The sequence below is a fragment of the Pannonibacter sp. SL95 genome, assembly GCF_026672425.1.
Classification (GTDB): domain Bacteria; phylum Pseudomonadota; class Alphaproteobacteria; order Rhizobiales; family Stappiaceae; genus Pannonibacter.
The window spans coordinates 256,287-276,925 of record NZ_JAPPRC010000005.1; the positions used below are offsets into that span (position 1 = coordinate 256,287).

At 65.6% G+C, this 20,639-nt stretch carries 19 protein-coding genes, 1 pseudogene and 1 riboswitch; of the genes and pseudogenes, 13 read left to right on the forward strand and 7 right to left on the reverse strand.

Going from position 1 to position 20,639, the window contains the following annotated elements; all coding sequences use genetic code 11:
- Positions 1 to 23: 23 nt before the first annotated feature.
- The 6 genes from OVA12_RS16180 to OVA12_RS16205 form a co-directional block, all read right to left on the reverse strand.
- Positions 24 to 707: a hypothetical protein gene (locus OVA12_RS16180; protein ID WP_268139123.1), complete on the reverse strand. Its 684-nt coding sequence runs from the start codon at positions 705 to 707 to the stop codon at positions 24 to 26.
- An 11-nt stretch (positions 708 to 718) separates the two neighbouring features.
- The gene (locus OVA12_RS16185; RefSeq protein ID WP_268139125.1) at positions 719 to 1,822 is read right to left on the reverse strand and encodes an AI-2E family transporter; all 1,104 of its coding nucleotides are present in this window, start codon (positions 1,820 to 1,822) and stop codon (positions 719 to 721) included.
- Between the two features lie 238 nt (positions 1,823 to 2,060).
- Positions 2,061 to 2,192: a hypothetical protein gene (locus OVA12_RS16190; RefSeq protein WP_268139127.1), complete on the reverse strand. Its 132-nt coding sequence runs from the start codon at positions 2,190 to 2,192 to the stop codon at positions 2,061 to 2,063.
- An 88-nt stretch (positions 2,193 to 2,280) separates the two neighbouring features.
- The gene (locus OVA12_RS16195; protein ID WP_268139129.1) at positions 2,281 to 2,412 is read right to left on the reverse strand and encodes a hypothetical protein; all 132 of its coding nucleotides are present in this window, start codon (positions 2,410 to 2,412) and stop codon (positions 2,281 to 2,283) included.
- Between the two features lie 89 nt (positions 2,413 to 2,501).
- A complete protein-coding gene (locus OVA12_RS16200; RefSeq protein WP_268139127.1) occupies positions 2,502 to 2,633 on the reverse strand; it encodes a hypothetical protein in 132 nt (43 codons plus the stop codon).
- A gap of 87 nt (positions 2,634 to 2,720) precedes the next feature.
- Positions 2,721 to 2,852, reverse strand: coding sequence for a hypothetical protein (locus OVA12_RS16205; RefSeq protein WP_268139131.1), 132 nt, complete (start codon positions 2,850 to 2,852; stop codon positions 2,721 to 2,723).
- Between the two features lie 289 nt (positions 2,853 to 3,141).
- On the opposite strand from OVA12_RS16205, the gene purM reads away from it, so the two are divergent.
- Together purM and purN are read left to right on the forward strand one after the other, a co-directional pair.
- Positions 3,142 to 4,233: a phosphoribosylformylglycinamidine cyclo-ligase gene (gene purM / locus OVA12_RS16210; RefSeq protein ID WP_268139133.1), complete on the forward strand. Its 1,092-nt coding sequence runs from the start codon at positions 3,142 to 3,144 to the stop codon at positions 4,231 to 4,233.
- Positions 4,230 to 4,904 carry a phosphoribosylglycinamide formyltransferase gene (gene purN, locus OVA12_RS16215; protein WP_268139135.1) on the forward strand — a complete coding sequence of 225 codons (675 nt, stop codon included), beginning with the start codon at positions 4,230 to 4,232 and terminating at the stop codon, positions 4,902 to 4,904. Before purM ends, purN begins: the two co-directional genes overlap by 4 nt.
- Positions 4,905 to 4,911: 7 nt before the next feature.
- Here purN and OVA12_RS16220 read toward each other — a convergent pair whose 3' ends face one another.
- The gene (locus tag OVA12_RS16220; protein WP_268139137.1) at positions 4,912 to 5,832 is read right to left on the reverse strand and encodes a LysR family transcriptional regulator; all 921 of its coding nucleotides are present in this window, start codon (positions 5,830 to 5,832) and stop codon (positions 4,912 to 4,914) included.
- A 280-nt stretch (positions 5,833 to 6,112) separates the two neighbouring features.
- Between OVA12_RS16220 and OVA12_RS16225 the strand changes: the two genes are divergently transcribed.
- The 11 genes and pseudogenes from OVA12_RS16225 to OVA12_RS16275 all read left to right on the forward strand — a co-directional run bounded on the left by OVA12_RS16225 (position 6,113) and on the right by OVA12_RS16275 (position 20,584).
- Positions 6,113 to 6,877: an HAD-IIA family hydrolase gene (locus tag OVA12_RS16225; protein ID WP_268139139.1), complete on the forward strand. Its 765-nt coding sequence runs from the start codon at positions 6,113 to 6,115 to the stop codon at positions 6,875 to 6,877.
- 3 nt (positions 6,878 to 6,880) lie between these two features.
- Positions 6,881 to 7,807, forward strand: a complete 927-nt coding sequence (locus OVA12_RS16230) for an ABC transporter permease (RefSeq protein ID WP_268139141.1) — start codon at positions 6,881 to 6,883, stop codon at positions 7,805 to 7,807.
- A gap of 4 nt (positions 7,808 to 7,811) precedes the next feature.
- Entirely contained in the window at positions 7,812 to 8,735 is a 924-nt protein-coding gene (locus OVA12_RS16235; RefSeq protein WP_268139143.1) for an ABC transporter permease, read from the forward strand.
- Positions 8,736 to 8,797: 62 nt separating this feature from the next.
- Positions 8,798 to 10,348, forward strand: a complete 1,551-nt coding sequence (locus OVA12_RS16240) for an ABC transporter substrate-binding protein (protein ID WP_268139145.1) — start codon at positions 8,798 to 8,800, stop codon at positions 10,346 to 10,348.
- Between the two features lie 286 nt (positions 10,349 to 10,634).
- On the forward strand, positions 10,635 to 11,504 hold the full coding sequence (locus OVA12_RS16245) for a metallophosphoesterase family protein (protein ID WP_268139147.1): 870 nt from the start codon (positions 10,635 to 10,637) through the stop codon (positions 11,502 to 11,504).
- Positions 11,501 to 12,819: pseudogene (locus OVA12_RS16250) on the forward strand (ATP-binding cassette domain-containing protein); the annotation flags it as partial. The gene OVA12_RS16245 and the pseudogene OVA12_RS16250, both read left to right, overlap by 4 nt.
- Positions 12,820 to 13,038: 219 nt before the next feature.
- A complete protein-coding gene (locus tag OVA12_RS16255) occupies positions 13,039 to 13,260 on the forward strand; it encodes a hypothetical protein (RefSeq protein WP_268139446.1) in 222 nt (73 codons plus the stop codon).
- 87 nt (positions 13,261 to 13,347) lie between these two features.
- Positions 13,348 to 13,571: riboswitch (cobalamin riboswitch) on the forward strand.
- A gap of 110 nt (positions 13,572 to 13,681) precedes the next feature.
- Positions 13,682 to 14,926 carry an aromatic ring-hydroxylating oxygenase subunit alpha gene (locus tag OVA12_RS16260; RefSeq protein ID WP_268139149.1) on the forward strand — a complete coding sequence of 415 codons (1,245 nt, stop codon included), beginning with the start codon at positions 13,682 to 13,684 and terminating at the stop codon, positions 14,924 to 14,926.
- 12 nt (positions 14,927 to 14,938) lie between these two features.
- Complete coding sequence (locus tag OVA12_RS16265; protein ID WP_268139151.1) at positions 14,939 to 16,192, forward strand: hybrid-cluster NAD(P)-dependent oxidoreductase; 1,254 nt, start codon at positions 14,939 to 14,941, stop codon at positions 16,190 to 16,192.
- Between the two features lie 520 nt (positions 16,193 to 16,712).
- Positions 16,713 to 18,809 carry a tetratricopeptide repeat protein gene (locus OVA12_RS16270; RefSeq protein WP_268139153.1) on the forward strand — a complete coding sequence of 699 codons (2,097 nt, stop codon included), beginning with the start codon at positions 16,713 to 16,715 and terminating at the stop codon, positions 18,807 to 18,809.
- A 404-nt stretch (positions 18,810 to 19,213) separates the two neighbouring features.
- Positions 19,214 to 20,584: a phage major capsid protein gene (locus OVA12_RS16275; protein WP_268139155.1), complete on the forward strand. Its 1,371-nt coding sequence runs from the start codon at positions 19,214 to 19,216 to the stop codon at positions 20,582 to 20,584.
- Positions 20,585 to 20,639: the final 55 nt, after the last annotated feature.

Consider the following 20,639-nt stretch of genomic DNA (forward strand, 5'->3'; position numbering starts at 1 on the left):
CGCTTTCGCCCGAGGCTTCGCGTTCAGTCCGCGCCGCCCTCGAGCCGCTCCAGAACCCGGGCGGCAAGCGACCGGCTGATTCGGCAGCCACCGGCCAACGCCTCTGCATCGAGCGCTTCTACGACCTGGCCGGCAACACCAAGTGAACGTTCCATGCGTACCACAAGATAATCAACAACCGATGGATCGGTCATGATCTGGCGGTCGGCAAAGAGCTTCACCAGGACGCGGCGCAGGAGATCATCATCCGGCTCAGGAATTTCGACGGGCGTTGCCGCGCGCAGGCGCGAGATGAGATCGGGCAGCGTCAAGTTCCAGGCCTGAGGCCAGGTGCGGCTGGTGATCAAGAGGCTGCTGCCGGCCTGACGCGCCGCATTGATGAGGTGGAACAGCGCCGTCTCGTTGACGCCGCGGTGGGCGTTCTCAAGGGCGACAGGACCGGCGGCGACAAGCCTGTCCACCGCGTCTTCCGTCAGCTCGCGCGCTTCCAGGACCGTCGCGCCGGAGAGGCGGCGCCAGATCTCGACCAGATGCGTCTTGCCGCTTCCGACCGGCCCGGCCAGGATCGTGACCGGAGCCGGCCAGGCGGGCCAGCTTTCGATCATTTCCAGTGCCGCGCGGTTCGCCTCGCCCACCAGATAATCGTCGCGGCCAAGCGCCTGCTCATGGGGCAGGATCAGGGGTAGCTGGCGCGGAAACTCGGCCATGGCGGGTGCCGTTACTCGTCGTTGGCGGAACTGGCCACCGATTGTTCGGTTGAGCGGCCAGTGCCCCTGTACAATGGACTTGCTAGGTACTGCGTCAAGGCAAAGCGCGCAAGCACACCCACCATGGCTGCAGCCGGGACAGCCACCAGCAATCCAACGAAACCGAACAGATATCCAAAGGCAAACAACGCGAACATCAGCCAGACCGGGTGCAGGCCGACGCTGGCCCCGACCAGCTTGGGCTGAAGGATGTTGCCTTCGATGAACTGGCCGACGCCGAAGACCACGGCAACGGCGACAATCCAGGGCCAGTCCGGCCAGAACTGGACAATGGCCACCGACATGGAGGCGACCAGGCCAAGCGCTGCACCGACAAAGGGAATGAAACTGACGAGCCCCGCGCCGATGCCGATTAGCAGACCGAAGTTGAGCCCCAGCAGCACCAGCGAGACGGCATAGAACAGGCCAAGCAGGACACAGACCGAGACCTGCCCGCGCACGAAACCGGCCACCGCGCCATCCATCTCGCGCGCCAGGGACCGGACAGTGTCGACATGCTCGCGCGGCAGCCAGCTGTCGATGCGCTCGATCATGTGATCCCAGTCGAGCAGCAGATAGAAGGCAACCACCGGCGTGATGACGAAGAGCGAGAGAATGGACAGAAGCGCCTGTCCGCCGCTCCAGACCGAATTGAGCAGCCCGCCAAGCCAGGACGCCCCCTTCGACATGATGTCGCCGAGCGAAGACTGCAGGTCGGCGACGGAGAGACCGGACACCTTGGTCAGCCGGTCGCCGAGATTTTCGGTGATCAGGCTCTGCAGCGAGCGGACCAGCCCGGGCAACCGGTCGATGAAGCCCAGCATCTGGTTGCCGAGCACCGGCACCAGCAGGATCAGGACGATGCCAAGCACCAATACGAAGGCGAACAGGATCGACAGGGTTGCCGCCAGCCGGCTCATTCCCATGCGCTCCAGCCGGTCAGCGACGGGATCAAGCAGATAGGCCAGCGCCATGCCGGCGACAAAGGGCAGCAGCACCGCGCTGAACACCGTCATGAACAGGATGAAGGCAATCAGGGACAGCAGCCAGAACTGGACTTGGCGGCGCAGGGTCATGCGAGGTCTCCACGGGCAGCCCCTATCGGGCCTTCCCCGCCAGATAGGAGCGCGCGAGCGTCATGGTCAAGCGCGCATCATTGCACCCGGTCCGCGCCGATCGTTCTTTTTGCTGTCCTCCGAAGCGCTGGAAAGGGTCATCCGCTCTAAGATTTACGCTTCGTCATGCCATGACTTGATCATGGCATCCATGCCGCGACCTGACGTTCCGGCCGGCAGCCGTTGGACACACCCCTTGTCAGTCAGTACCGTTTGGAAAGGCAACGGCATGGATGCCATGGTCGAGCCATGGCATGACGAAAGCGTTGAAGAATAGTCGTGAGGATGGGTTGCCGAAGCTGTGGGGGCGCAGGTCGCGGGATGCCGTCATGTCCCTCTCCTTCGTCATGCCATGACTTGATCATGGCATCCATGCCGTCACCTGACGTTCCGGCCGGCAGCCGTTGGACACACCCTTCTCAGTCCGTACCGTTCGGAAAGGCAACGGCATGGATGCCATGGTCGAGCCATGGCATGACGACGGTGGTGAAGAATAGTCGTGAGGATGGGTTGCCGAAACTGTGGGGGCGCAGGTCGCGGGATGCCGTCATGTCCCTCTCCTTCGTCATGCCATGACTTGATCATGGCATCCATGCCGTCACCTGACGTTCCGGCCGGCAGCCGTTGGACACACCCCTTGTCAGTCCGTACCGTTCGGAAAGGCAACGGCATGGATGCCATGGTCGAGCCATGGCATGACGAAAGCGTTGAAGAATAGTCGTGAGGATGGGTTGCCGAAGCTGTGGGGGCGCAGGTCGCGGGATGCCGTCAATCCCCTCTTCTTCGTCATGCCATGACTTGATCATGGCTCCATGCCGTCACCTGACGTTCCGGCCGGCAGCCGTTGGACACACCCTTCTCAGTCCGTACCGTTCGGAAAGGCAACGGCATGGATGCCATGGTCGAGCCATGGCATGACGAAGGTGGTGAAGAATAGTCGTGAGAATGGGTTGCCGAAGCTGTGGGGGCGCAGGTCGCGGGATGCCGTCATGTCCCTCTCCTTCGTCATGCCATGACTTGATCATGGCATCCATGCCGCGACCTGACGTTCCGGCCGGCAGCCGTTGGACGCACCCTTCTCAGTCCGTACCGTTCGGAAAGGCAACGGCATGGATGCCATGGTCGAGCCATGGCATGACGAATGGAGGGCAGACAGGTGAAGCGCCCTGGCAAGATCCGCCGGAAAAGCGGCAGCGGCGGCCGTTCCCGATTGCATGGCCTGACAAAATGAGGCATTGCCCTGCGGCATCAGACATAACCGGCTTACGGAGACGTGACCCATGAGCGCGCAGGACCGCGGGGGGCAGAACGGCCTCACCTATTCCCAATCGGGTGTGGACATCGACGCGGGCAACGCGCTCGTCAAGCGCATCGCGCCGCTGGTCAAGGCGACGGCCCGTTCCGGCGCAGACAGCGCCATCGGCGGCTTCGGCGGCATCTTCGATCTCAAGGCGGCCGGCTTCTCCGATCCGCTGCTGGTGGCCGCCAATGACGGCGTCGGCACCAAGCTGAAGGTTGCCATCGACACCGGCTGCCATGACACGGTCGGCATCGACCTCGTCGCCATGTGCGTCAACGATCTGGTGGTGCAGGGCGCCGAGCCGCTGTTCTTCCTCGACTATTACGCCACCGGCGCGCTGGACGTGGACACGGCCACGGCCGTCGTCGGCGGCATTGCGGAGGGCTGCAAGATCGCCGGCTGCGCGCTGATCGGCGGCGAGACGGCGGAAATGCCGGGCATGTATTCCAAGGGCGACTATGACCTTGCCGGGTTTGCCGTCGGCGCGGTCGAGCGCGAGAACCTGCTGCCGCGCCCCGACGTGACGGAGGGCGACGTGCTTCTCGCCCTCTCCTCCTCCGGCGTCCATTCCAACGGCTATTCGCTGGTGCGCAAGATCGTCGAGGTCTCCGGGCTCACCTATGAGGCCGACGCCCCGTTCCAGGCCGGCACCAAGCTCGGCGAGGCGCTGATGGCGCCGACCCGCATCTATGTGAAGCCGCTGCTTGCCGCCCTCAAGGCGACCTCCGGCATCAAGGCGCTGGCGCATATCACCGGTGGCGGCCTGACCGAGAACCTGCCGCGCGTGCTGCCGAAGGGCAGCGTTGCCCGCATCGACCTGGCGAAGATTGCGGTGCCGGGCGTGTTCAAGTGGCTGGCGAGGGCCGGCAACGTCGCAGAAAGCGAAATGCTGCGCACCTTCAACTGCGGCGTCGGCATGGTCGTCGTGGTCGAGGCCGGCGCGGAAGCCGCCGTGCGGGCCGCGCTGGAAGCTGCCGGCGAGACCGTCTTCACCCTCGGCCGCATCGAGGCCGGCTCAGGCGACGGCGAAGCGCATGTCGCCTACGCCAATCACCTGGACCTCGGCGCATGAGCAAGCGCCAGAAGGTCGGCGTGCTGATCTCGGGTCGCGGCAGCAACATGCTGTCGCTGATCCAGGCTGCGCAGGCGCCTGACTACCCGGCCGAGATCGCGCTGGTCCTGTCGAACCGGCCGGACGCCGGCGGACTCGAGCGGGCAGCCGCTTTCGGCATTGCCACGGAGGTGGTCGATCACAAGCCCTTCGGCCGCGACCGCGAGGCCTTCGAGAAGGCCGTCGACGCCGAACTGCAGGCGGCCGGCATCGAGCTGGTGGCGCTGGCCGGTTTCATGCGGCTCCTGTCGCCCTGGCTGGTGGAGCGCTGGGCCGGGCGCATGCTCAACATCCATCCCGCCCTGCTGCCGTCCTTCAAGGGCCTCGACACGCATGAGCGCGCGCTGGAAACCGGCGTGAAACTGCATGGCGCGACCGTTCACTTCGTTTCCAGTGAAATGGATGCCGGACCGATCATCATGCAGGGCGCGGTGCCGGTTCTGGATGGCGATACACCCGACACGCTGGGCGCCCGCGTGCTCGAGGTCGAGCACCGGATCTACCCGGAAGCCCTGGCGCTGACTGCCTCCGGCACGGCACGGCTCGACGGCAACCGCGTCGTCCTCACGAACACCGCCCGCGAGGCCACTGGCCACCTGATCGCCCCGACGCTCCTGAACGGGCAGGACTGACCGTCCTTCACGGCGCGGCGAGCGGCGACACTGCGTCCCGCCCTGCCCCGCCGTCCTGTTCGGCGCGGAAGGCGGAGACGGTGGCGAAGAAGGCGTCGTGCAGGACGCTTTTTTCCTCGGACAGGGCAAAGACCATCTCGTCATATTCCCGGCTCATCTCGGTGACCGTCAGCCGGCGGACGATGTCGGTGCGGCCCGTGCCGTTGCGCCACATGAAGCCGACACCGAGACCGTTCACCACCGCCTCATAGACCGCATCGCGTGTGTCCAGCGTCAGCAGCGGCACCGGCTCGACGCCGGCTGCGCGAAAGGCGCGGTCGACGACGCGCTGGGTGGACGAGCCGCGCGTGCGGAAGATCAGTGGTTCCTGCAGGAGGCGCTGGCAACTGACGCTGGGAAGGCCAGCCAGAGGGCTGGCGGGATGCACGATGGCGACCACATTCTGGCGCATCAGCAGGTCATGCCGGAAGCGGCCATCGCGCGGCACGTCCGGCAGGATGCCAATGTCGACGGCGCGGGTCAGCACGGCCCGGGTGATCGCCTCGTGCGAGCCGGTCTCGACCGCGATCTCGATGCTGGGGTGGCGCTTGTGGAAGGCGGCGATGAGCGCCATGCCGGGCATGGAATTGCCGAGGCCGATGGTCAGGCGGCCATTCAGCAGCGTGTTGTGGCGCATCAGGATGCGCATGGCGTGGCGCTCGGCCTCGGCCATGCGCTCGGCCACGTCGCAGAGCTCTAGACAGACGGGGGTGGCCTGCAGCAGGCCGTTCTTGCGGTCGAACAGGCGGACACCGAACTCGGCCTCCAGATCGCGCACATGGCGGGAGATGGCCGGCTGGGACAGGCCCAGCGCGCGGGCGGCGGCGGCATAGGAACCGCCGGCGGCAACGGCATTGACGGCGCGGATGCGGGACAGGGTCAGGGACATCGGACGGCTCAGCTGGCAAGAGTTCGGCAAGAGTTCGGCAAAAGATCCGCATGACCAAACCAAGTGTTTGATCTGCCCATACCCTAGGCTTTGTCTGTAACGGCCACGTCACAGTGGCGGCGCAGTGTTGCCTCAACGCGGGCCGGCCTCCCGAGGGCATCCAAAGGGCATCCAAAGGTCCGGCCGCATTCCACATCAACCGGGCATCCGTCCGGCGCAGGATTCACATTCTTGCGCCAACGGCAGAGGCTTGTCCGGCGCAAATAGGGCTGAAGACGCGATGCAAGCAGCAGGACCGATCACCGTGGCACGGCTCGAAAACGGGCTGGCGGATGCCTATCGGGCGGTGCTCTGCGACCTCGATGGCTGCCTGGTGTCGGGAGCGACGGCGCTGCCGGGCGCGGTGGAGTTTGCCTTGTCCTGCGGGCCGCGGCTCTGGATCGTCTCCAACAATTCCTCCGACACGGCAGCAAGCCTGTCGGAACGGCTGGCCACCCTCGGCTTCGACATTCCGCCGGAGCGGATCCTGCTGGCCGGCGAACAGGCCTTGCGCGACATCGCGGATCGCTGCCCCGGCGCACGGATCTATCTGGCAGCGTCCGGCCGGCTGGAGGCGCTGGCCAGAGCGCTGGGGCTCAGCCCAGTGACGCAGATGGCCGATGTGGCGCTGCTGGCGCGGGATCCGGACTTCGGACTGGTGCGCCTGTCGCAGCTGGTCCGGGTGCTGGCGGGCGGTGCCGAGCTGGTGGTGGCCAATCCGGATCTGGTGCATCCGGGCGCCGATGGCCTGCCGGAACCGGAGACCGGCGCACTGCTGGCCTCGCTGGCTGCCTGCTGGCCCGACCTCACCTACCAGACCGTCGGCAAGCCGCAGACGGCCCTGCTCAGCGAAGCCATGCGGCGGGCGGGTGTCGAGGCGGCAGAAGCTCTCTTTGTCGGCGACAACCCGCTCACCGACGGCATCGCCGCCCAGCGCGCCGGGATTGCCTTCCTGCATGTGCTGCCCCCGGTGCTCGCCGCGCCCGGCCCGACCAAGGGAGACTGACCGATGCTGGCCTATACCCTGCGCACGCTGGCCAAGATGGTGATCACGCTGTTTGCGATCGTGACCCTCGTGTTCTTCGCCACCCGTCTCTCCGGCAATCCGATCGACTTCGTGCTGGGCGAAGGGATCACCAAGGAGGACCGGGAGCTGCTGATTGCCTATTACGGGCTCGATGGCAGCGTGTGGACGCAGTACCTGCGCTATCTGGCGGCCTTCGTCGACGGCCAGTTCGGGCTCTCCTTCCTGGAGCGGCGGCCGGTGGCCGATGTGGTGGCCGAACGGCTGTGGCCGACGGCCCAGCTGATCCTGAGCGCCACGGCATTCACGCTGCTGGTGTCCATCCCCCTTGGCATCCTGGCCGCGCTGAAGCGCAAGTCCTGGGTGGGTAGTGCCGTGATGACGGTGGCCTTCCTCGGGCTGGCAGTGCCCAACTTCGTGCTGGCGACGCTCCTGGTGCTGGTCTTTGCCTATCTGCTCAACTGGCTGCCGATCGTGGGCAATGGCACGCCGGCGCATTTCATCCTGCCGACCATCGCCCTCTCCGGCCTGCTGATCGCCGCCCTCACCCGCTTCACCCGCAACGCCATGCTGGATGTGCTCAGCCAGGACTACATGCGCACGGCCCGGGCCAAGGGGCTGAAGGAACGGCGGGTGATCCTGAAGCACGGCCTCGGTAATGCCTCGATCACGCTGCTGTCGGTCATCGGCCTGCAGGTGGCGGGGCTCGCAGCAGCCGGCAGCGTGGTGATCGAGAGCATCTTTGCCTGGCCCGGCATCGGCCAGCTGCTCGTGCGCTCGGCGATCCTGCGCGATTACCCGGTGCTGCAGTTCGGCGTCCTCACCGTTGCCATCGCCGTCATCGTCATCAACGCCGTGATCGACATTGCCTATGCCTATGCCGATCCGCGCATCCGCCTTGCGAAAGGATAAGCCCATGACCGATCACGCGCTCTCTCAGGCCGGTGTGATCCGGCCAGCAGGCTCCCGCCGCAGCATTCCCGGTCTTGCCGCTCTCCTCAATCTGTGGCGCGAGGCGAATGCGGTGCAGCGGACCGCCATGGTGCTGGCCCTCATCCTGCTGCTTCTCGCCCTCGCCGCGCCGCTCATTGCCCCGTTCGATCCCAACGCACAGAGCCTCCTGTCCCGGCTGCGCCCGCCGGTCGGTTTCGAGCGGGCGAAGCTTGCCTACCTGCTGGGCACGGACGAACTGGGCCGCGATATCCTGTCGCGCTGCCTCTACGGGCTGCGGCTGACCTTCACACTGGCGCTTTGCGGTGCCGTGATCGGCCTTGCCATCGGCTTTGTTCTTGGAATGTTCTCTGGCCTTGCCGGCGGCATGACCGATGACCTGATCATGGGGCTGGTGGATGCGCAGATCGCCATTCCCTTCACGCTGGTGGCGCTGCTGATCCTGGCCGTGTTCGGCTCCGGGCTCGACGTGATGATCCTGGTGCTCGGTCTCTATGGCTGGGAGCAATACACCCGCATCGTCCGCGGCGAGGTACGCAAGCTGAAGGAAATGCCCTTCATCGAGGCGGCGCGGGCTGCAGGTGCCACCCCCTGGCGCATCGCCCGCCGGCATATCCTGCCCAACATCGTCTCGCCGCTGGTGGTGCAGTTCACCTTGAGCTTCTCCAACATCGTGCTGCTGGAATCGACCCTGTCCTTCCTCGGGCTCGGCGTGCAGCCGCCCACCGCGACGCTGGGCTCGATGGTGGGCATCGGCCGCGACTACCTGCCGACCGCCCCCTGGATCGTGCTCGCCCCGGCGGCGGTGATCCTTCTCCTGACCTTTGCCGTGCAGATCCTGGGCGACTGGCTCCGGGACCGCGCCGACGTGCGCCTGCGCAGCCGCTGAAACAACAGAAGCCAGAACGGCCGACGTCCTACTCCCTCACCTACCCCTTTGTGGAGGCATTCATGCTGAGACTTCTTGCAAGCACTGCCCTGATCAGCGCCGCTCTTGCCGGCGCTGCCCTGTCCGCCGAGATCACCGTTGGCGCGGCTAACGTCTCGACCTACCTGGATCCGGGCCGCGACCATTCCAACGTGGGCTCGCAGTTCTACTACAACAGCTTCGACACGCTGATCGGCCGCAACCACGACACGACCAAGACCGAGTGGACCCCGGCCCTGGCAACCTCGTGGAAGCTGATCGACGACACCACCATGGAGCTGAAGCTGCGCGACGGCGTGAAGTTCCACAACGGTGCGGCCATGACCGCCGATGATGTGGTGTTCTCGCTGAACCGCATGTTCCAGGCCGACTTCCCGCCCTACCAGGTGCGCGCCCGCGACCGCTTCAACAACTTCGCCGGAGCCGAGAAGGTCGATGACCTGACCATCCGCGTGAAGGCCAAGCGCGCCGAGCCGCTGTGGGAGACGCTCCTGAACCTGCAGCAGGTCATGATCATCCCGGCTGCCTACACCATGAGCCTTGCCGGCGACCCGGCCAAGCTGGAACACGACGACTTCGAAGCCTTCTCGCTGAAGCCGGTCGGCACCGGCCCCTACAAGGTGTCCGAGTTCGTTCCGGGCCAGACCATCGTCTGGGAGCGCTTCGCCGACTTCTGGGGCGACAAGGCCCCGCTCGACAAGGTGACCGTCAAGCACATGCCGGAAACCGCCTCGCGCATCACCGCCCTGAAGACCGGTGAAGCCGACATCGTGACGAACATCGCCCCGGACCAGCTCGACATGATCGACAAGGACCCGGACATGAAGGCCTTCGGCGCGCCGACCGCCCTGTTCCACGTCATGATCATGAACCAGAACCATCCGAAGCTGAAGGATGCCCGCATCCGTCAGGCGCTGTCGCTGGCGATCGACCGTGACGCGCTGAACGAGGCGCTGTGGCTCGGCAAGGCCGTGGTTCCGGCCTCGCACACCATGGAAGAGTTCGGCGAGCTCTACATGCCGGAGCTGAAGACCTTCGAATACAACCCCGAGAAGGCCAAGGAACTGCTCAAGGAAGCCGGTTACGACGGCTCCGAAATCACCTTCGACACGGCGGCCGGCTATTACACCAACGGATTGCTGGCGACCCAGGCGATCATGGAAATGTGGGCCGAAGTCGGCGTGAAGGGCAAGATCAACGTCGGTGACAAGTGGACCGGCAACTCGCCGGAGCTGATGGTCCGCAACTGGTCCAACCCGATGTATTTCGCCGATCCGTTCGGCTCCTTCGGCGTGATGTGGGCGCCGGGCGGCCCGTCGCAGTCGGAAGGCCGCTTCAACACGGATGACGCCTATGCCGCCGCCTGGGAGAAGTTCCGCTTCTCCGGCGACGTCGAGCTGCGCCGCGCGGCCTATGCCGAGCTGATGGACCGCGTGAAGGCCGATCCGGCCCTGCTGCCGCTCTATCGTCCCTATGAAGCCTGGGCGATGAAGAACTCGGTCAACTGGCAGACCAAGCCGGGCCACATCCCGTATGTGCTCGACTTCCGCGCCGGCTCCATCTCCTTCAACTGAGCCTGACCTCAAGCCGGAGCGCTGCCCCTCGCGGTGCTCCGGTCAGACTGCTGACACACCCTCTATCGTCATCCCGGGCGCAGCGCAGCTGAGACCCGGGACCGGAGAGCCAAGGTCTCTCCTGGGGTAACTCATTGAAAGATAGAGACCCCGGCTCTCCGGTCCCGGCTCGGCGCTTCGCTTGGCCGGGATGACTTCGGTGAGGTCGAGGTTTTTCATCAAGCTCGCCGGAGCGCTGCCCCTCGCAGTGCTCCGGTTTCCCCCAATGCCAAAAGGATCCCTTGCCGTGACCGTCCGTCTTGCCCTCGTTGCCGATATCCATCATGGCGCGCCCTCCGCCACCAAGCGCGGCGACACCGCCCTTGGCCTGATGGAGGAGTTCGCCCGCTTCACCAACGCCGCACGCCCGGATCTGGTCATCGATCTCGGCGACCGGATTTCCGACATCGACCGCGACACCGACCTGCGGCTGGAGCGCGAGGTGGCCGAAGCCTTCGCCCCGATCACCGCGCCGGTACGCCATATCTGCGGCAACCATGACCGCGACCATCTGGAGGTCGCCGACAACGAGGCGATCCTCGGCCAGAGCCTTGCAAACGAGACCATCGACATCGGCGGTTGGCGCATCGCGCTGTGGCGCGCTGACAGCCGCATCATCCGCACGCCGGAGCATTCCGGTTTCGTGCTGAAGGAAGCCGACCTCCTGTGGCTGTCACGCGTGGCGCAGACCGCCGACCGGCCGCTGCTCGTCATGAGCCACGTGCCGATCTCCAGCCATGCCCAGACCGGCAACTACTATTTCCAGAACAACCCGTCCGCCTCGACCTATCCCCATGCCGAGCGCGCCCGTGCGGCGCTGGCCCAGGCCCGGGTGCCGGTGGTCTGCATGGCTGGCCACGTGCACTGGAACACGATCACGAAGGTCGACGGCATCGTCCACATGACGCAGCAGTCGCTGACCGAGAGCTTCACCACTTCCGGAGAGCCGGCCGGGGCCTTCGGCCTCCTGGAGCTTGGCGACACCGTCTCCTGGCAGGTCGAGGGCAAGGACCCGATGCGCTTTGCCTTCGCGCCGACGGCGGACCGCTGGACGCCGGTGATGCCGGTGTTCGACAGCCTGCCCGAATTTGCCGCCCGCCGGCGGACCGCAGCATGACCGCCGCGCCGGAGGCACAGCCGGTCCTGGCCGTCGAGGGCCTGAAAGTCGCCTTCGGCGCGCATGAGGCCGTGAAGGGTCTGAGCTTCTCCATCCGCGCCGGCGAGACGCTGGCGCTGGTGGGGGAATCCGGTTCCGGCAAGTCGGCGACGGCGCTCGCCATCCTGCGGCTGATCGAGCGCGAAGGCGGACGGATCGCGGGCGGGCGCATCCTGCTCGGTACAGGCGCCGACCAGATCGACCTGACCGCCCTGTCCGATGACGCCCTGACTGACATTCGCGGCGACCGGGTGTCGATGGTGTTCCAGGAGCCGATGACCTCGCTGAACCCGGTGATGACCGTCGGGGCGCAGCTGGCCGAGGTGTTCATCCGGCATCGCGGCATGAGCGCGCGCGCGGCGCTTGAGGAAGCCCGCGCCGGGCTCGACGCCGTGCGCATTCCCGACTCGCAGCGCCGGCTGGGGCAATACCCGCACGAGCTGTCGGGCGGCCTGCGCCAGCGGGTGATGATCGCCATGGCACTGGCCTGCCGTCCGGATCTTCTCATTGCAGATGAACCGACCACGGCGCTGGATGTGACGACACAGGCCGAGATCCTCGACCTGATCCGTTCATTGCAAAATGAAATCGGCATGGGTCTTCTTTTCATTACGCATGACATGGGCGTCGTCTCGGAAATCGCCGACCGGGTGCTGGTGTTGCGGCATGGCCAGGCCATCGAGGAGGCAGCCACGGCCGAGCTGTTCCGCGCGCCGCAGGCGGCCTATTCCCGCGCCCTGATGGAGGCAACGCCGCGCCTCGGCAGCGGCAGCCTGACCACGCCGGCAAGCGCGACGCCCGTGCTGACCGTGCGCGACCTTTCGACCCGCTTCCCTGTCCGCAAGGGGTTCCTGCGCCGCCTGCAGGGGGAGCTTCATGCCGTGCGCAATGTCAGCCTGACGCTGAACGAGGGCGAGACGCTCGGCCTGGTGGGCGAATCCGGCTGCGGCAAGTCCACGCTGGCCCGCAGCATCCTGCGGTTGGTGGGTAGGCCGAGGGCCGGGTGGATCTGGCCGGACGGGAGCTGACCGGCAAGCGGCTTGCCGCGCTCAGGCCCGACCGGCGGCTGGCGCAGATGGTGTTCCAGGACCCCTTTGCCAGCCTCAACCCGCGCCTGCCGGTGCATGAGCTGGTGACCGAGCCCGCGCGCATTCACGGCCTGATCGGCGAGAAGGACCAGAAGCAGCTGGCCGCCGATCTCGTGACGCGGGTCGGGCTAGAGGCGGACTGCATTACCCGCTATCCGCACCAGTTCTCCGGCGGGCAGCGCCAGCGGCTCTGCATCGCGCGGGCGCTGTCGGTACGGCCAAAACTGATCGTTGCAGATGAAGCGGTGTCGGCCCTCGACGTCTCGATTGCGCGGCAGGTGACGGACCTGATGCTGGACCTGCAGCAGCGCGAAGGCATGGCATTTCTTTTCATTTCGCATGACATTGCCGTGGTCGAGCGGGTCAGCCACCGCATCGCGGTGATGTATGGCGGCGAGATCGTCGAGATGGGCGCGACCGCCGACATTCTGGCGCGGCCGCAGCACAGCTACACCCGCCGCCTGCTGGCCGCTGTGCCGTCTGGCAAACCGGGCGAGAACCGCAAGGACGGCCGGCTGCGCGAGGCGGTTGCCCCGAAGCTGGCCTTCACGCGTCCAGGCGAACGGCTCGTCCAGCTGCCGCTGGTCGAGGTGCTGCCCGGCCATTTCGTGCGGGCGGAGGCCGCCTGAGCCGCCGCCCTCTGCCCGCAACTTGCAACGTCGCAGAACCGGCATGGCGTGTCGTTTTCGGATTATCCGCAACGGCCCGCCCGTGGTGGATTGGGCCGTGACCAGGGTGCCCTGCTTCGGCGACGCGGCAGGGAGAATTGGGAAGCCGGTGACATGGGCCTTGTGGCGCATGGCAAGCCGGCGCTGCCCCCGCAACGGTGGCGAGGACAGGAGCGCGGTGGAGGAGCCACTGGGGCAACCCGGGAAGGTGCCGCGTCCGGGCCGCAAGGCCGCCTCGAAGCCCGGAAACCAGCCCTGGCCAGAGACAACCCAACGGATCGCGGAGGGCGGACCGGGGCGGCCGGAGCTGTGGCGGAGGGAGACCGCCGGAGCAAGCCTGTCCCTGACCCAAGTCCCCCGCCGGCAAGCGGAATGTGAGGCCATGGACGTTCGCAATGACATGCTGAGCCGCGTGCGCAACCGGCGCGAAGGCTTTTCTCTCGATCAGGCCTTCTACATCGATCCGGAGTATTTCAAGCTCGACCTGGATCTCATCTGGTACCGCGACTGGCTGTTCGTCGGCCATGACTGCGAGGTGGCCAAGGCCGGCAGCTTCTTTACCGTGCAGGTGGGCGACTATCCGGTGGTGATCTTGCGCGACAGCGACGGTCAGATCCGCGCCTTCCACAATTCCTGCCGGCATCGCGGCAGCCGGGTTTGCACCGAGCATCGCGGCTCCAGCGCAAGGCTCGTCTGCCCCTATCACCAGTGGACCTATGACCTCGACGGCAGCCTGCTCTACGCGCGGCAGATGGCGGAAGATTTCGACAAGTCGCAGTTCTCGCTGAAACCCGTCGCCTGCGAAAGCGTGGCCGGCTACATCTTTATCTGCCTTGCGGAGAAGCCGGCCGAGTTCGCGCCTTTCGCGCAGCTGATGGAGCCCTATTTCGCGCCGCACCGCCTCACCGAGGCCAAGGTCGCCTTCGAGAGCACGATCATCGAGAAGGGCAACTGGAAGCTGGTGTGGGAGAACAACCGCGAGTGCTACCACTGCGCCGGCAACCACCCCGAACTCTGCAAGACCTATCCGGAAGCCCCGACGGTGACCGGTGTTGCCGGCGGCGACGAGGACCCGGACCTGACCGAGCACTGGACGCGGCTGGAGGCGGGCGGCCTGCCGAGCCGGTTCCAGATGCATGAGAGCGGCCAGTTCCGCGCCTGCCGCACGCCGCTGATCGGCGATGCGGTGAGCTACACCATTTCCGGCCGCTCGGCGGTGCAGGAGCTTCTGTCGGCGGATGTCAGCCAGGAGCGGATCGGGGCGCTGCTGCTGTTCCATTATCCGACCACCTGGAACCATGTGCTCGGCGACCATGCGGTGACCTTCCGCGTGCTGCCGATCAGCGCCACCGAGACGGCCGTGACCACCAAGTGGCTGGTCAACAAGGACGCGGTCGAGGGCGTCGACTATGACCTCGACACGCTGACGCATGTATGGATGCAGACCAACGACCAGGACCGGCGCATCGTCGAGGAGAATGCCTTCGGCATCAAGTCGCCCGCCTATGAGCCGGGTCCCTATTCCGAACTGCACGAGGGCGGCGTGATGCAGTTCGTCGACTGGTATTGCCGCAATGTCGAAACGCGCCTGACGACAGGTGCCAAGCCGTTGCGCAGCGTCGCCTGAGGATCCTGATCCATGACCGTCAAACCGGATTTTGCCGCAGGCCTCGCCCTGCCCTTCGCCAGCACCGCCCCCTGGAAGGGACCGGCAACGCGGCTGGAGGTGCTGGCCGTGATCGACGAGACCGCCGACGTGAAGACCTTCGTCTTCCGGCCCGAAGGCGGCGGCTGGTTTTCCTACAAGCCCGGCCAGTTCGTGACCCTGGAACTGCCGGTGCCCGGCGGGCCGGTGTGGCGGACCTATACGCTCTCCTCCACGCCGACGCGGCCCTTCTCCGCCTCGGTGACCGTGAAGGCACAGGCCGGCAGCATCGGCACGCGCTGGATGTTCGACACGCTGGTGCCGGGCATGACGCTGACGGCCAGCGGCCCGGCCGGACATTTCAGCCACTGGAACCATCTGGCCGAGCGCTATTTGTTCCTGTCGGCCGGATCAGGCATCACGCCGATGATGTCGATGCTGCGCGCGATGGCCGACACGGCCCCGGCCAGCGACGTGGCGTTCCTGACCTGCGGCCGCACGCCCGGCGACCTTCTGTTCCGCGACGAACTGGAGATGCTGGCGCGGCAGATGCCGAACCTTGAGCTGGGGCTGATGGTGGAGCGCAAGATCGCGGCCGACCGCTGGCACGGCCTGACCGGGCGCATCGACATGGCGCGGCTGAAGTTCCTGGTGCGCGACTACCGCCAGCGGGAAATCTTCTGCTGCGGCCCGGAACCCTTCATGGCCGGCGTGCGCCTGATGCTGGAAGACGCCGGCTTCGACATGCGCCACTATCACGAGGAAAGCTTCGGCGCGCCGTCGAAGGCCCAAACGCAGCCCCAGACCAAAGTCCAGACCCAGAGTCAGGCCCAGGTCCAGGCCACCAGCGCCAAGGCTGCCAGCGCAGCAAAGACGGTGACGAATGATGCCATGGCTGGCCGCGTCCCGTCGCAGGTGCAAGGCGCAGCGCCGACTGCCGCCACCCCGGCGCAGGACGGCACCGCTCCCGCAGGGTATGCCGGCGATGGGGTACAACTGCAGTTCAGCCGCAGCGACGCCACGACGACCTGTGCCCCCGGCACGACCTTGCTGGAAGCCGCCCGCACGGCCGCCGTCCGCATCCCGGCCGCCTGCGAGGCCGGCATGTGCGGCACCTGCAAGGTGAAGAAGACGGCCGGCGACGTCACCATGGCCCACAATGGCGGCATCACGGACGAGGAAATCGCCAATGGCTACATCCTCGCCTGCTGCTCACATCCCCTGACCGCGGTGACACTGGAGATCTGAGCGGGGAGGATTGCGGCTGGCGCAAGCGGAGGTGAGCGCCGGCCTGTTGCCCGTTGTGCAGGCCGACAAGCGATCAGTTCACGCCCTCAGCCAGACAACATGCCCGTCAGAGCCCCTGCCCGCACCGCAGGGGCTTTTTTGTGGGCGCAAGACCGGTCCGAATTCCCCTCCGCCGGCCCCCTTAGACCGCGCGCCGTCCCGGCCCATCGCCCGGCAAACCAGGATGGCGTGGCCTTTAGCCGGCGAACGCTACGTGCCTGCCATCGAAACTCGCACCAAACGAACACGTCAGTAAAAGTCGAATCAATACGCTACAGCCTTCAATTTTTCACAATTTTGCCAAATTCAATACTCTATATCCACGTATACTACCGCTTTATATAAGAAAAATCATGTTATCCAGCTGTATTGTTACAAGTAAAAAACTGATTGACTGAGACGGAACCAGACCTAAACTGAGATCAGCAGTTCCGTGTGACCTTTTCCTGATTTTTCTTTTCCTCGATATTGGAGGTTTGTTATGCTTCAACAACCACTTAAGCTCTCGCTTCGACTGTCGGGCCTTTTGTGCACGGTGGCGCTGTCCGTTCCGCTGGTCATGGGTGCTGGCACATTCGTGCGCGCCGAGGACACCCAGAAGCCGGCTTCCGTGAGCGACCTGCGCAAGGTGGTGCAGGAGGGGACATCTACTGACGAGGTCAAGTCCGCCCTTGCCCAGATCGAGGCACGCGCGGCGGCGGGCGACAAGGACGCCCTGCATGTGCTGGGTGACTTTTACTCGCGCGGCAACACCGTCACGCAGGATCCTACCAAGGCCATCGACCTGCTCACGCGAGCGGCAGAGGCCGGCAACGCCTGGAGCAATGTCCGCCTCGGCGAGATTTACCGCGATGGTATTGGCGTCGCCAAGGATGCAGCCAAGGCTTTCGCCTATTTCCTGGCCGCTGCCGAGGCCGGCAACACCGGCGGCAAGATCGCCTATGCCCGGGCCCTGATCGCCGGTCAGGGCACTGACGCCAATCCGGATCAGGGTCTCGCCCTTCTGACCGAAGTTGCCGAGACCGGTGACCGGGGTGCGCTCTACACGCTCGGTGATGTCTACACCCGTGGCGGTGCGGTTCCTGTTGATGGTGCCAAGGCAACCGAGTTTCTGACCAAGGCCGCAGAGGCCGGTAATATCGCCGGCAATGTTCGTCTCGGCGAGATCCACCGCGATGGCATCGGCGTCGCCAAGGATGCGGCCAAGGCTTTCACCTATTTCCAGGCCGCCGCTGAGGCTGGCCACACAGGAAGCAAGATCAACGTCGCCCGCGCGCTGATCAGCGGCCAGGGCACTGACGCCAGTCCGGACCAGGGTCTCGCCCTTCTGACCGAAGTTGCCGAGACCGGTGACCGGGGTGCCCTCTACACGCTCGGTGACGTCTACACCCGTGGCGGGCCAATTGCCGTCGACGGCACCAAGGCCATCGATTATCTCACGAAATCGGCTGAGGCTGGAAACAGCGGGGCCTATACGCGGCTCGGCGAGATTTACCGGGATGGCATTGGCGTTCCGGTCGATGCCGCGCGTGCGGTGAGCTACTTCGCGCAGGCACAGGCGGCCGGATCGACCAGCGCCGGCTTGCGTCTGGCGGAAGCGGCACTCTGGGGCCTTGGCGAGGCCCAGGATGTGGACAAGGGGCTGAGCCTGCTTCGCGCGGCAGCGGATGGCGGCGATGTCTCTGCGAAACTGACCCTGTCGGATGTTCTCCTGCGCGGTGAACTGGTTGCACCCGATGTCCGTCAAGGCCTCAAGCTGCTTGAGGAGGCCGCGGCAACCGGCAACGCATCCGCCCTGACCCGGCTTGGCAATGCCTATCGCGGCGGCGGGGCGATCGGCAAGGATCCGCAGAAATCCCTCGCCTACTTCGAGAAGGCCGTGGCCGCTGGCAATGCGTCGGCGCTGCTGGATCTGGCCCGCGGGCACATGAACGGCGACTTCGGCCGCAGCTCCAGCCAGAAACTGGCCCTCGGCTATGCCCGGGATGCGGAAGCCCGGGGCCTTTCCGGGGCCAGCGTACTGATGGCCGACTGGATGCTGCGCGGCACCGGCCAACGCGCCGATGTGCGCGGCGCGCTTGCCAAACTCGAGGCTGCCGCCAAGTCCGGCAATGGCGATGCGGCCCGGCGCCTGATCGCGCTTTACCGCAGCGGTTCCGGCAAGGCGCTCTCTGCCAATCCAGCGAAGGCACAGGCAACCCTTGCCACCTATGGCGGGCTTCTGACCCCGGCGCAGCGAACCCAGGAAGAGCTGTTGATCCTCGGCACCGGTGCCACGTCGCGTGGCGATCTTGAGCGTCTCGCTGAGGCCTTCAAGGCCGCGCCGCAGGCCACCCGCATCACCCTGCTGACCACCCTGCGCTGGTCCAATGCCAATGCCTTTGTCTATCTGGTGCAGGACGAGCTGAAGACACGCGGGCTCTACAAGGGCGCGCTCAACGGCCTTCTGACCCGCGACACAATCCGCGCCGTGACGACCCTCTGCGAGGCCGGCCCATCCGGCGAGCGGTGCCGCCAGGGCCCGCTGACGGGCGATGCCGCCCGCCTGATCGCCGTCCGCGTCGCCACCGGCGCCTGACGATCCTTCCACCCGGTCCGGCAGGCGTGATCTGCCGGACCGGGTGCATGATCGAGTGCCAGAGCGGGGACTTGACCGCTTGCCCGATCCCGCATGCGCGCCCTCACCCGGACGTCATCCCGGGCGCAGCGCAGCGAAGACCCGGGACCGGAGAGCCCAAGGCTTTCAAGCAATTGGCCAGCCAACCCCGGCTGATCACTGCCTGATCTCGACCCAAAGCCCGCTTGCCGGATGTATCCCGACGTTCGGACAGGTTCAGCAGTTCAGCGGCGCATTCCTCAGCGCGCAAAACCTGCGCAACGCGTCAACCACAATCCCTGACTGCAAACTTATCCCCGGGCAGCCACGCTGTGAGACACTCTTGCTGTTCCCGTTTTCCGGGAACGGCAACAGGAGTGTCATGAATGAGTGAACCGAACACGCCACAGGATGGCCTTCTTGAATATGGCGCCCCCGTCGGCGGACTGGAAATCCGTGCCGATGCGGACGACTTCCACGCGCCCTATCGCAGGCCGGGCATGCCCTTTCTGGAAACCAAGGCCTATATGCAGCCTGCCTTTGCTGAGGCCCGACCCGACCCGCAGGTGGAAGGCCTGGCCCGGGTGCTGGACGAGCACCGGCGCAGCTTCGAGGAGTTCAAGCAGGCAAATGACCAGCAGCTTCTGGAGCTGAAATCCCTGCGCGGCCCCGATGTTCTCACCGAAGACAAGTTGAAGCGCGTTGAACGGCGCATGGACGATCTGGCCTTGACCGTTCGGCGCATGCACCTGCACGGCGGCGAGCCTTACGAGGACCCGGACAAGATCGAGCTGAAAAGTGCGATCGACAATTACGTCCGCCGCGGCCGCACAGATGGCTTCCATGCGCTGGAGACACGCGGCATGTCCGTCGGATCGGAAGCCGATGGTGGCTATCTCGTCCATCCGGACATGGAAAAGGCGCTGTTTGCGCGGCTGCGCAAGGACACGCCAATCCGTGCCTTGGCCAGCCAGTTGACCATTTCGACGGGGCTCTACAAGCGCCCCTTCGTGATCAGCGGCGCAGGCGCGGGCTGGGTGGCGGAAACCCAGGTCCGGCCGACCACATCCAGCCCGCAGATCGCTGAACTGAACTTCCCGACGCATGAACTTTATGCCTGCCCTGTCGCAACCAAGCAGCTTCTTGATGACGGCGTCATCGACATCGAGGCCTGGCTGGCCGTGGAGCTCTATTCGGCCTTTTGCGCCCAGGAGGCGACCGCCTTCATCACGGGCAATGGCACATCACAGCCGAAAGGAATTTTGTCCTACCCACAAGTCAACCCGGCAACGGCGGGCTTTGGCGAAGTGGGCACGCTTGTAACCGGGGCGAATGGTGGCTTCCAGCCGGATGCCCCAATCGATTGCCTGATGGATCTGGTGCATTCGCTACCGGCCGTCTATCGCAAGAACGGCACCTTCCTGATGAACCGCATGACGCTGAGCGCCGTGCGGCGGCTGAAGACGGAGAGCGGCGACTACCTCTACCAGACCCGGATGTCCAACAAGCTGGAAGAGACGCTGATGGGCTTTCCGCTGGTCGAATGCGACGACATGCCGGGAATCAGCCCGGGCAGCACCGCAATCGCCTTTGCCGATTTCCAGCGGGCCTATCTGATCATTGACCGCCAGGGCATCCAGATCCTGCGCGATCCCTATTCGGCCAAGCCCTACATCACCTTCTATGCCACCATGCGGGTCGGCGGCGGCATTGCCGATTTCAACGCCATCCGCCTGTTGAAATTCGCGGCCAGCTGAGCGCAGAAACGCGCTGAAAAGGCTGAGGTCCGGCCCGTCCTGCGATGGGCCGGAC

Bases quoted from the DNA above. Each gene is read 5' to 3' on its own strand.
- OVA12_RS16180 (WP_268139123.1), bottom strand. From the start codon at position 707: ATGGCCGAGTTTCCGCGCCAGCTACCCCTGATCCTGCCCCATGAGCAG.
- OVA12_RS16185 (WP_268139125.1), bottom strand. From the start codon at position 1,822: ATGACCCTGCGCCGCCAAGTCCAGTTCTGGCTGCTGTCCCTGATTGCC.
- OVA12_RS16190 (WP_268139127.1), bottom strand. From the start codon at position 2,192: ATGACGGCATCCCGCGACCTGCGCCCCCACAGCTTCGGCAACCCATCC.
- OVA12_RS16195 (WP_268139129.1), bottom strand. From the start codon at position 2,412: ATGACGGCATCCCGCGACCTGCGCCCCCACAGTTTCGGCAACCCATCC.
- OVA12_RS16205 (WP_268139131.1), bottom strand. From the start codon at position 2,852: ATGACGGCATCCCGCGACCTGCGCCCCCACAGCTTCGGCAACCCATTC.
- purM (WP_268139133.1), top strand. From the start codon at position 3,142: ATGAGCGCGCAGGACCGCGGGGGGCAGAACGGCCTCACCTATTCCCAA.
- purN (WP_268139135.1), top strand. From the start codon at position 4,230: ATGAGCAAGCGCCAGAAGGTCGGCGTGCTGATCTCGGGTCGCGGCAGC.
- OVA12_RS16220 (WP_268139137.1), bottom strand. From the start codon at position 5,832: ATGTCCCTGACCCTGTCCCGCATCCGCGCCGTCAATGCCGTTGCCGCC.
- OVA12_RS16225 (WP_268139139.1), top strand. From the start codon at position 6,113: ATGCAAGCAGCAGGACCGATCACCGTGGCACGGCTCGAAAACGGGCTG.
- OVA12_RS16230 (WP_268139141.1), top strand. From the start codon at position 6,881: ATGCTGGCCTATACCCTGCGCACGCTGGCCAAGATGGTGATCACGCTG.
- OVA12_RS16235 (WP_268139143.1), top strand. From the start codon at position 7,812: ATGACCGATCACGCGCTCTCTCAGGCCGGTGTGATCCGGCCAGCAGGC.
- OVA12_RS16240 (WP_268139145.1), top strand. From the start codon at position 8,798: ATGCTGAGACTTCTTGCAAGCACTGCCCTGATCAGCGCCGCTCTTGCC.
- OVA12_RS16255 (WP_268139446.1), top strand. From the start codon at position 13,039: ATGGGCGCGACCGCCGACATTCTGGCGCGGCCGCAGCACAGCTACACC.
- OVA12_RS16260 (WP_268139149.1), top strand. From the start codon at position 13,682: ATGGACGTTCGCAATGACATGCTGAGCCGCGTGCGCAACCGGCGCGAA.
- OVA12_RS16265 (WP_268139151.1), top strand. From the start codon at position 14,939: ATGACCGTCAAACCGGATTTTGCCGCAGGCCTCGCCCTGCCCTTCGCC.
- OVA12_RS16270 (WP_268139153.1), top strand. From the start codon at position 16,713: ATGCTTCAACAACCACTTAAGCTCTCGCTTCGACTGTCGGGCCTTTTG.
- OVA12_RS16275 (WP_268139155.1), top strand. From the start codon at position 19,214: ATGAGTGAACCGAACACGCCACAGGATGGCCTTCTTGAATATGGCGCC.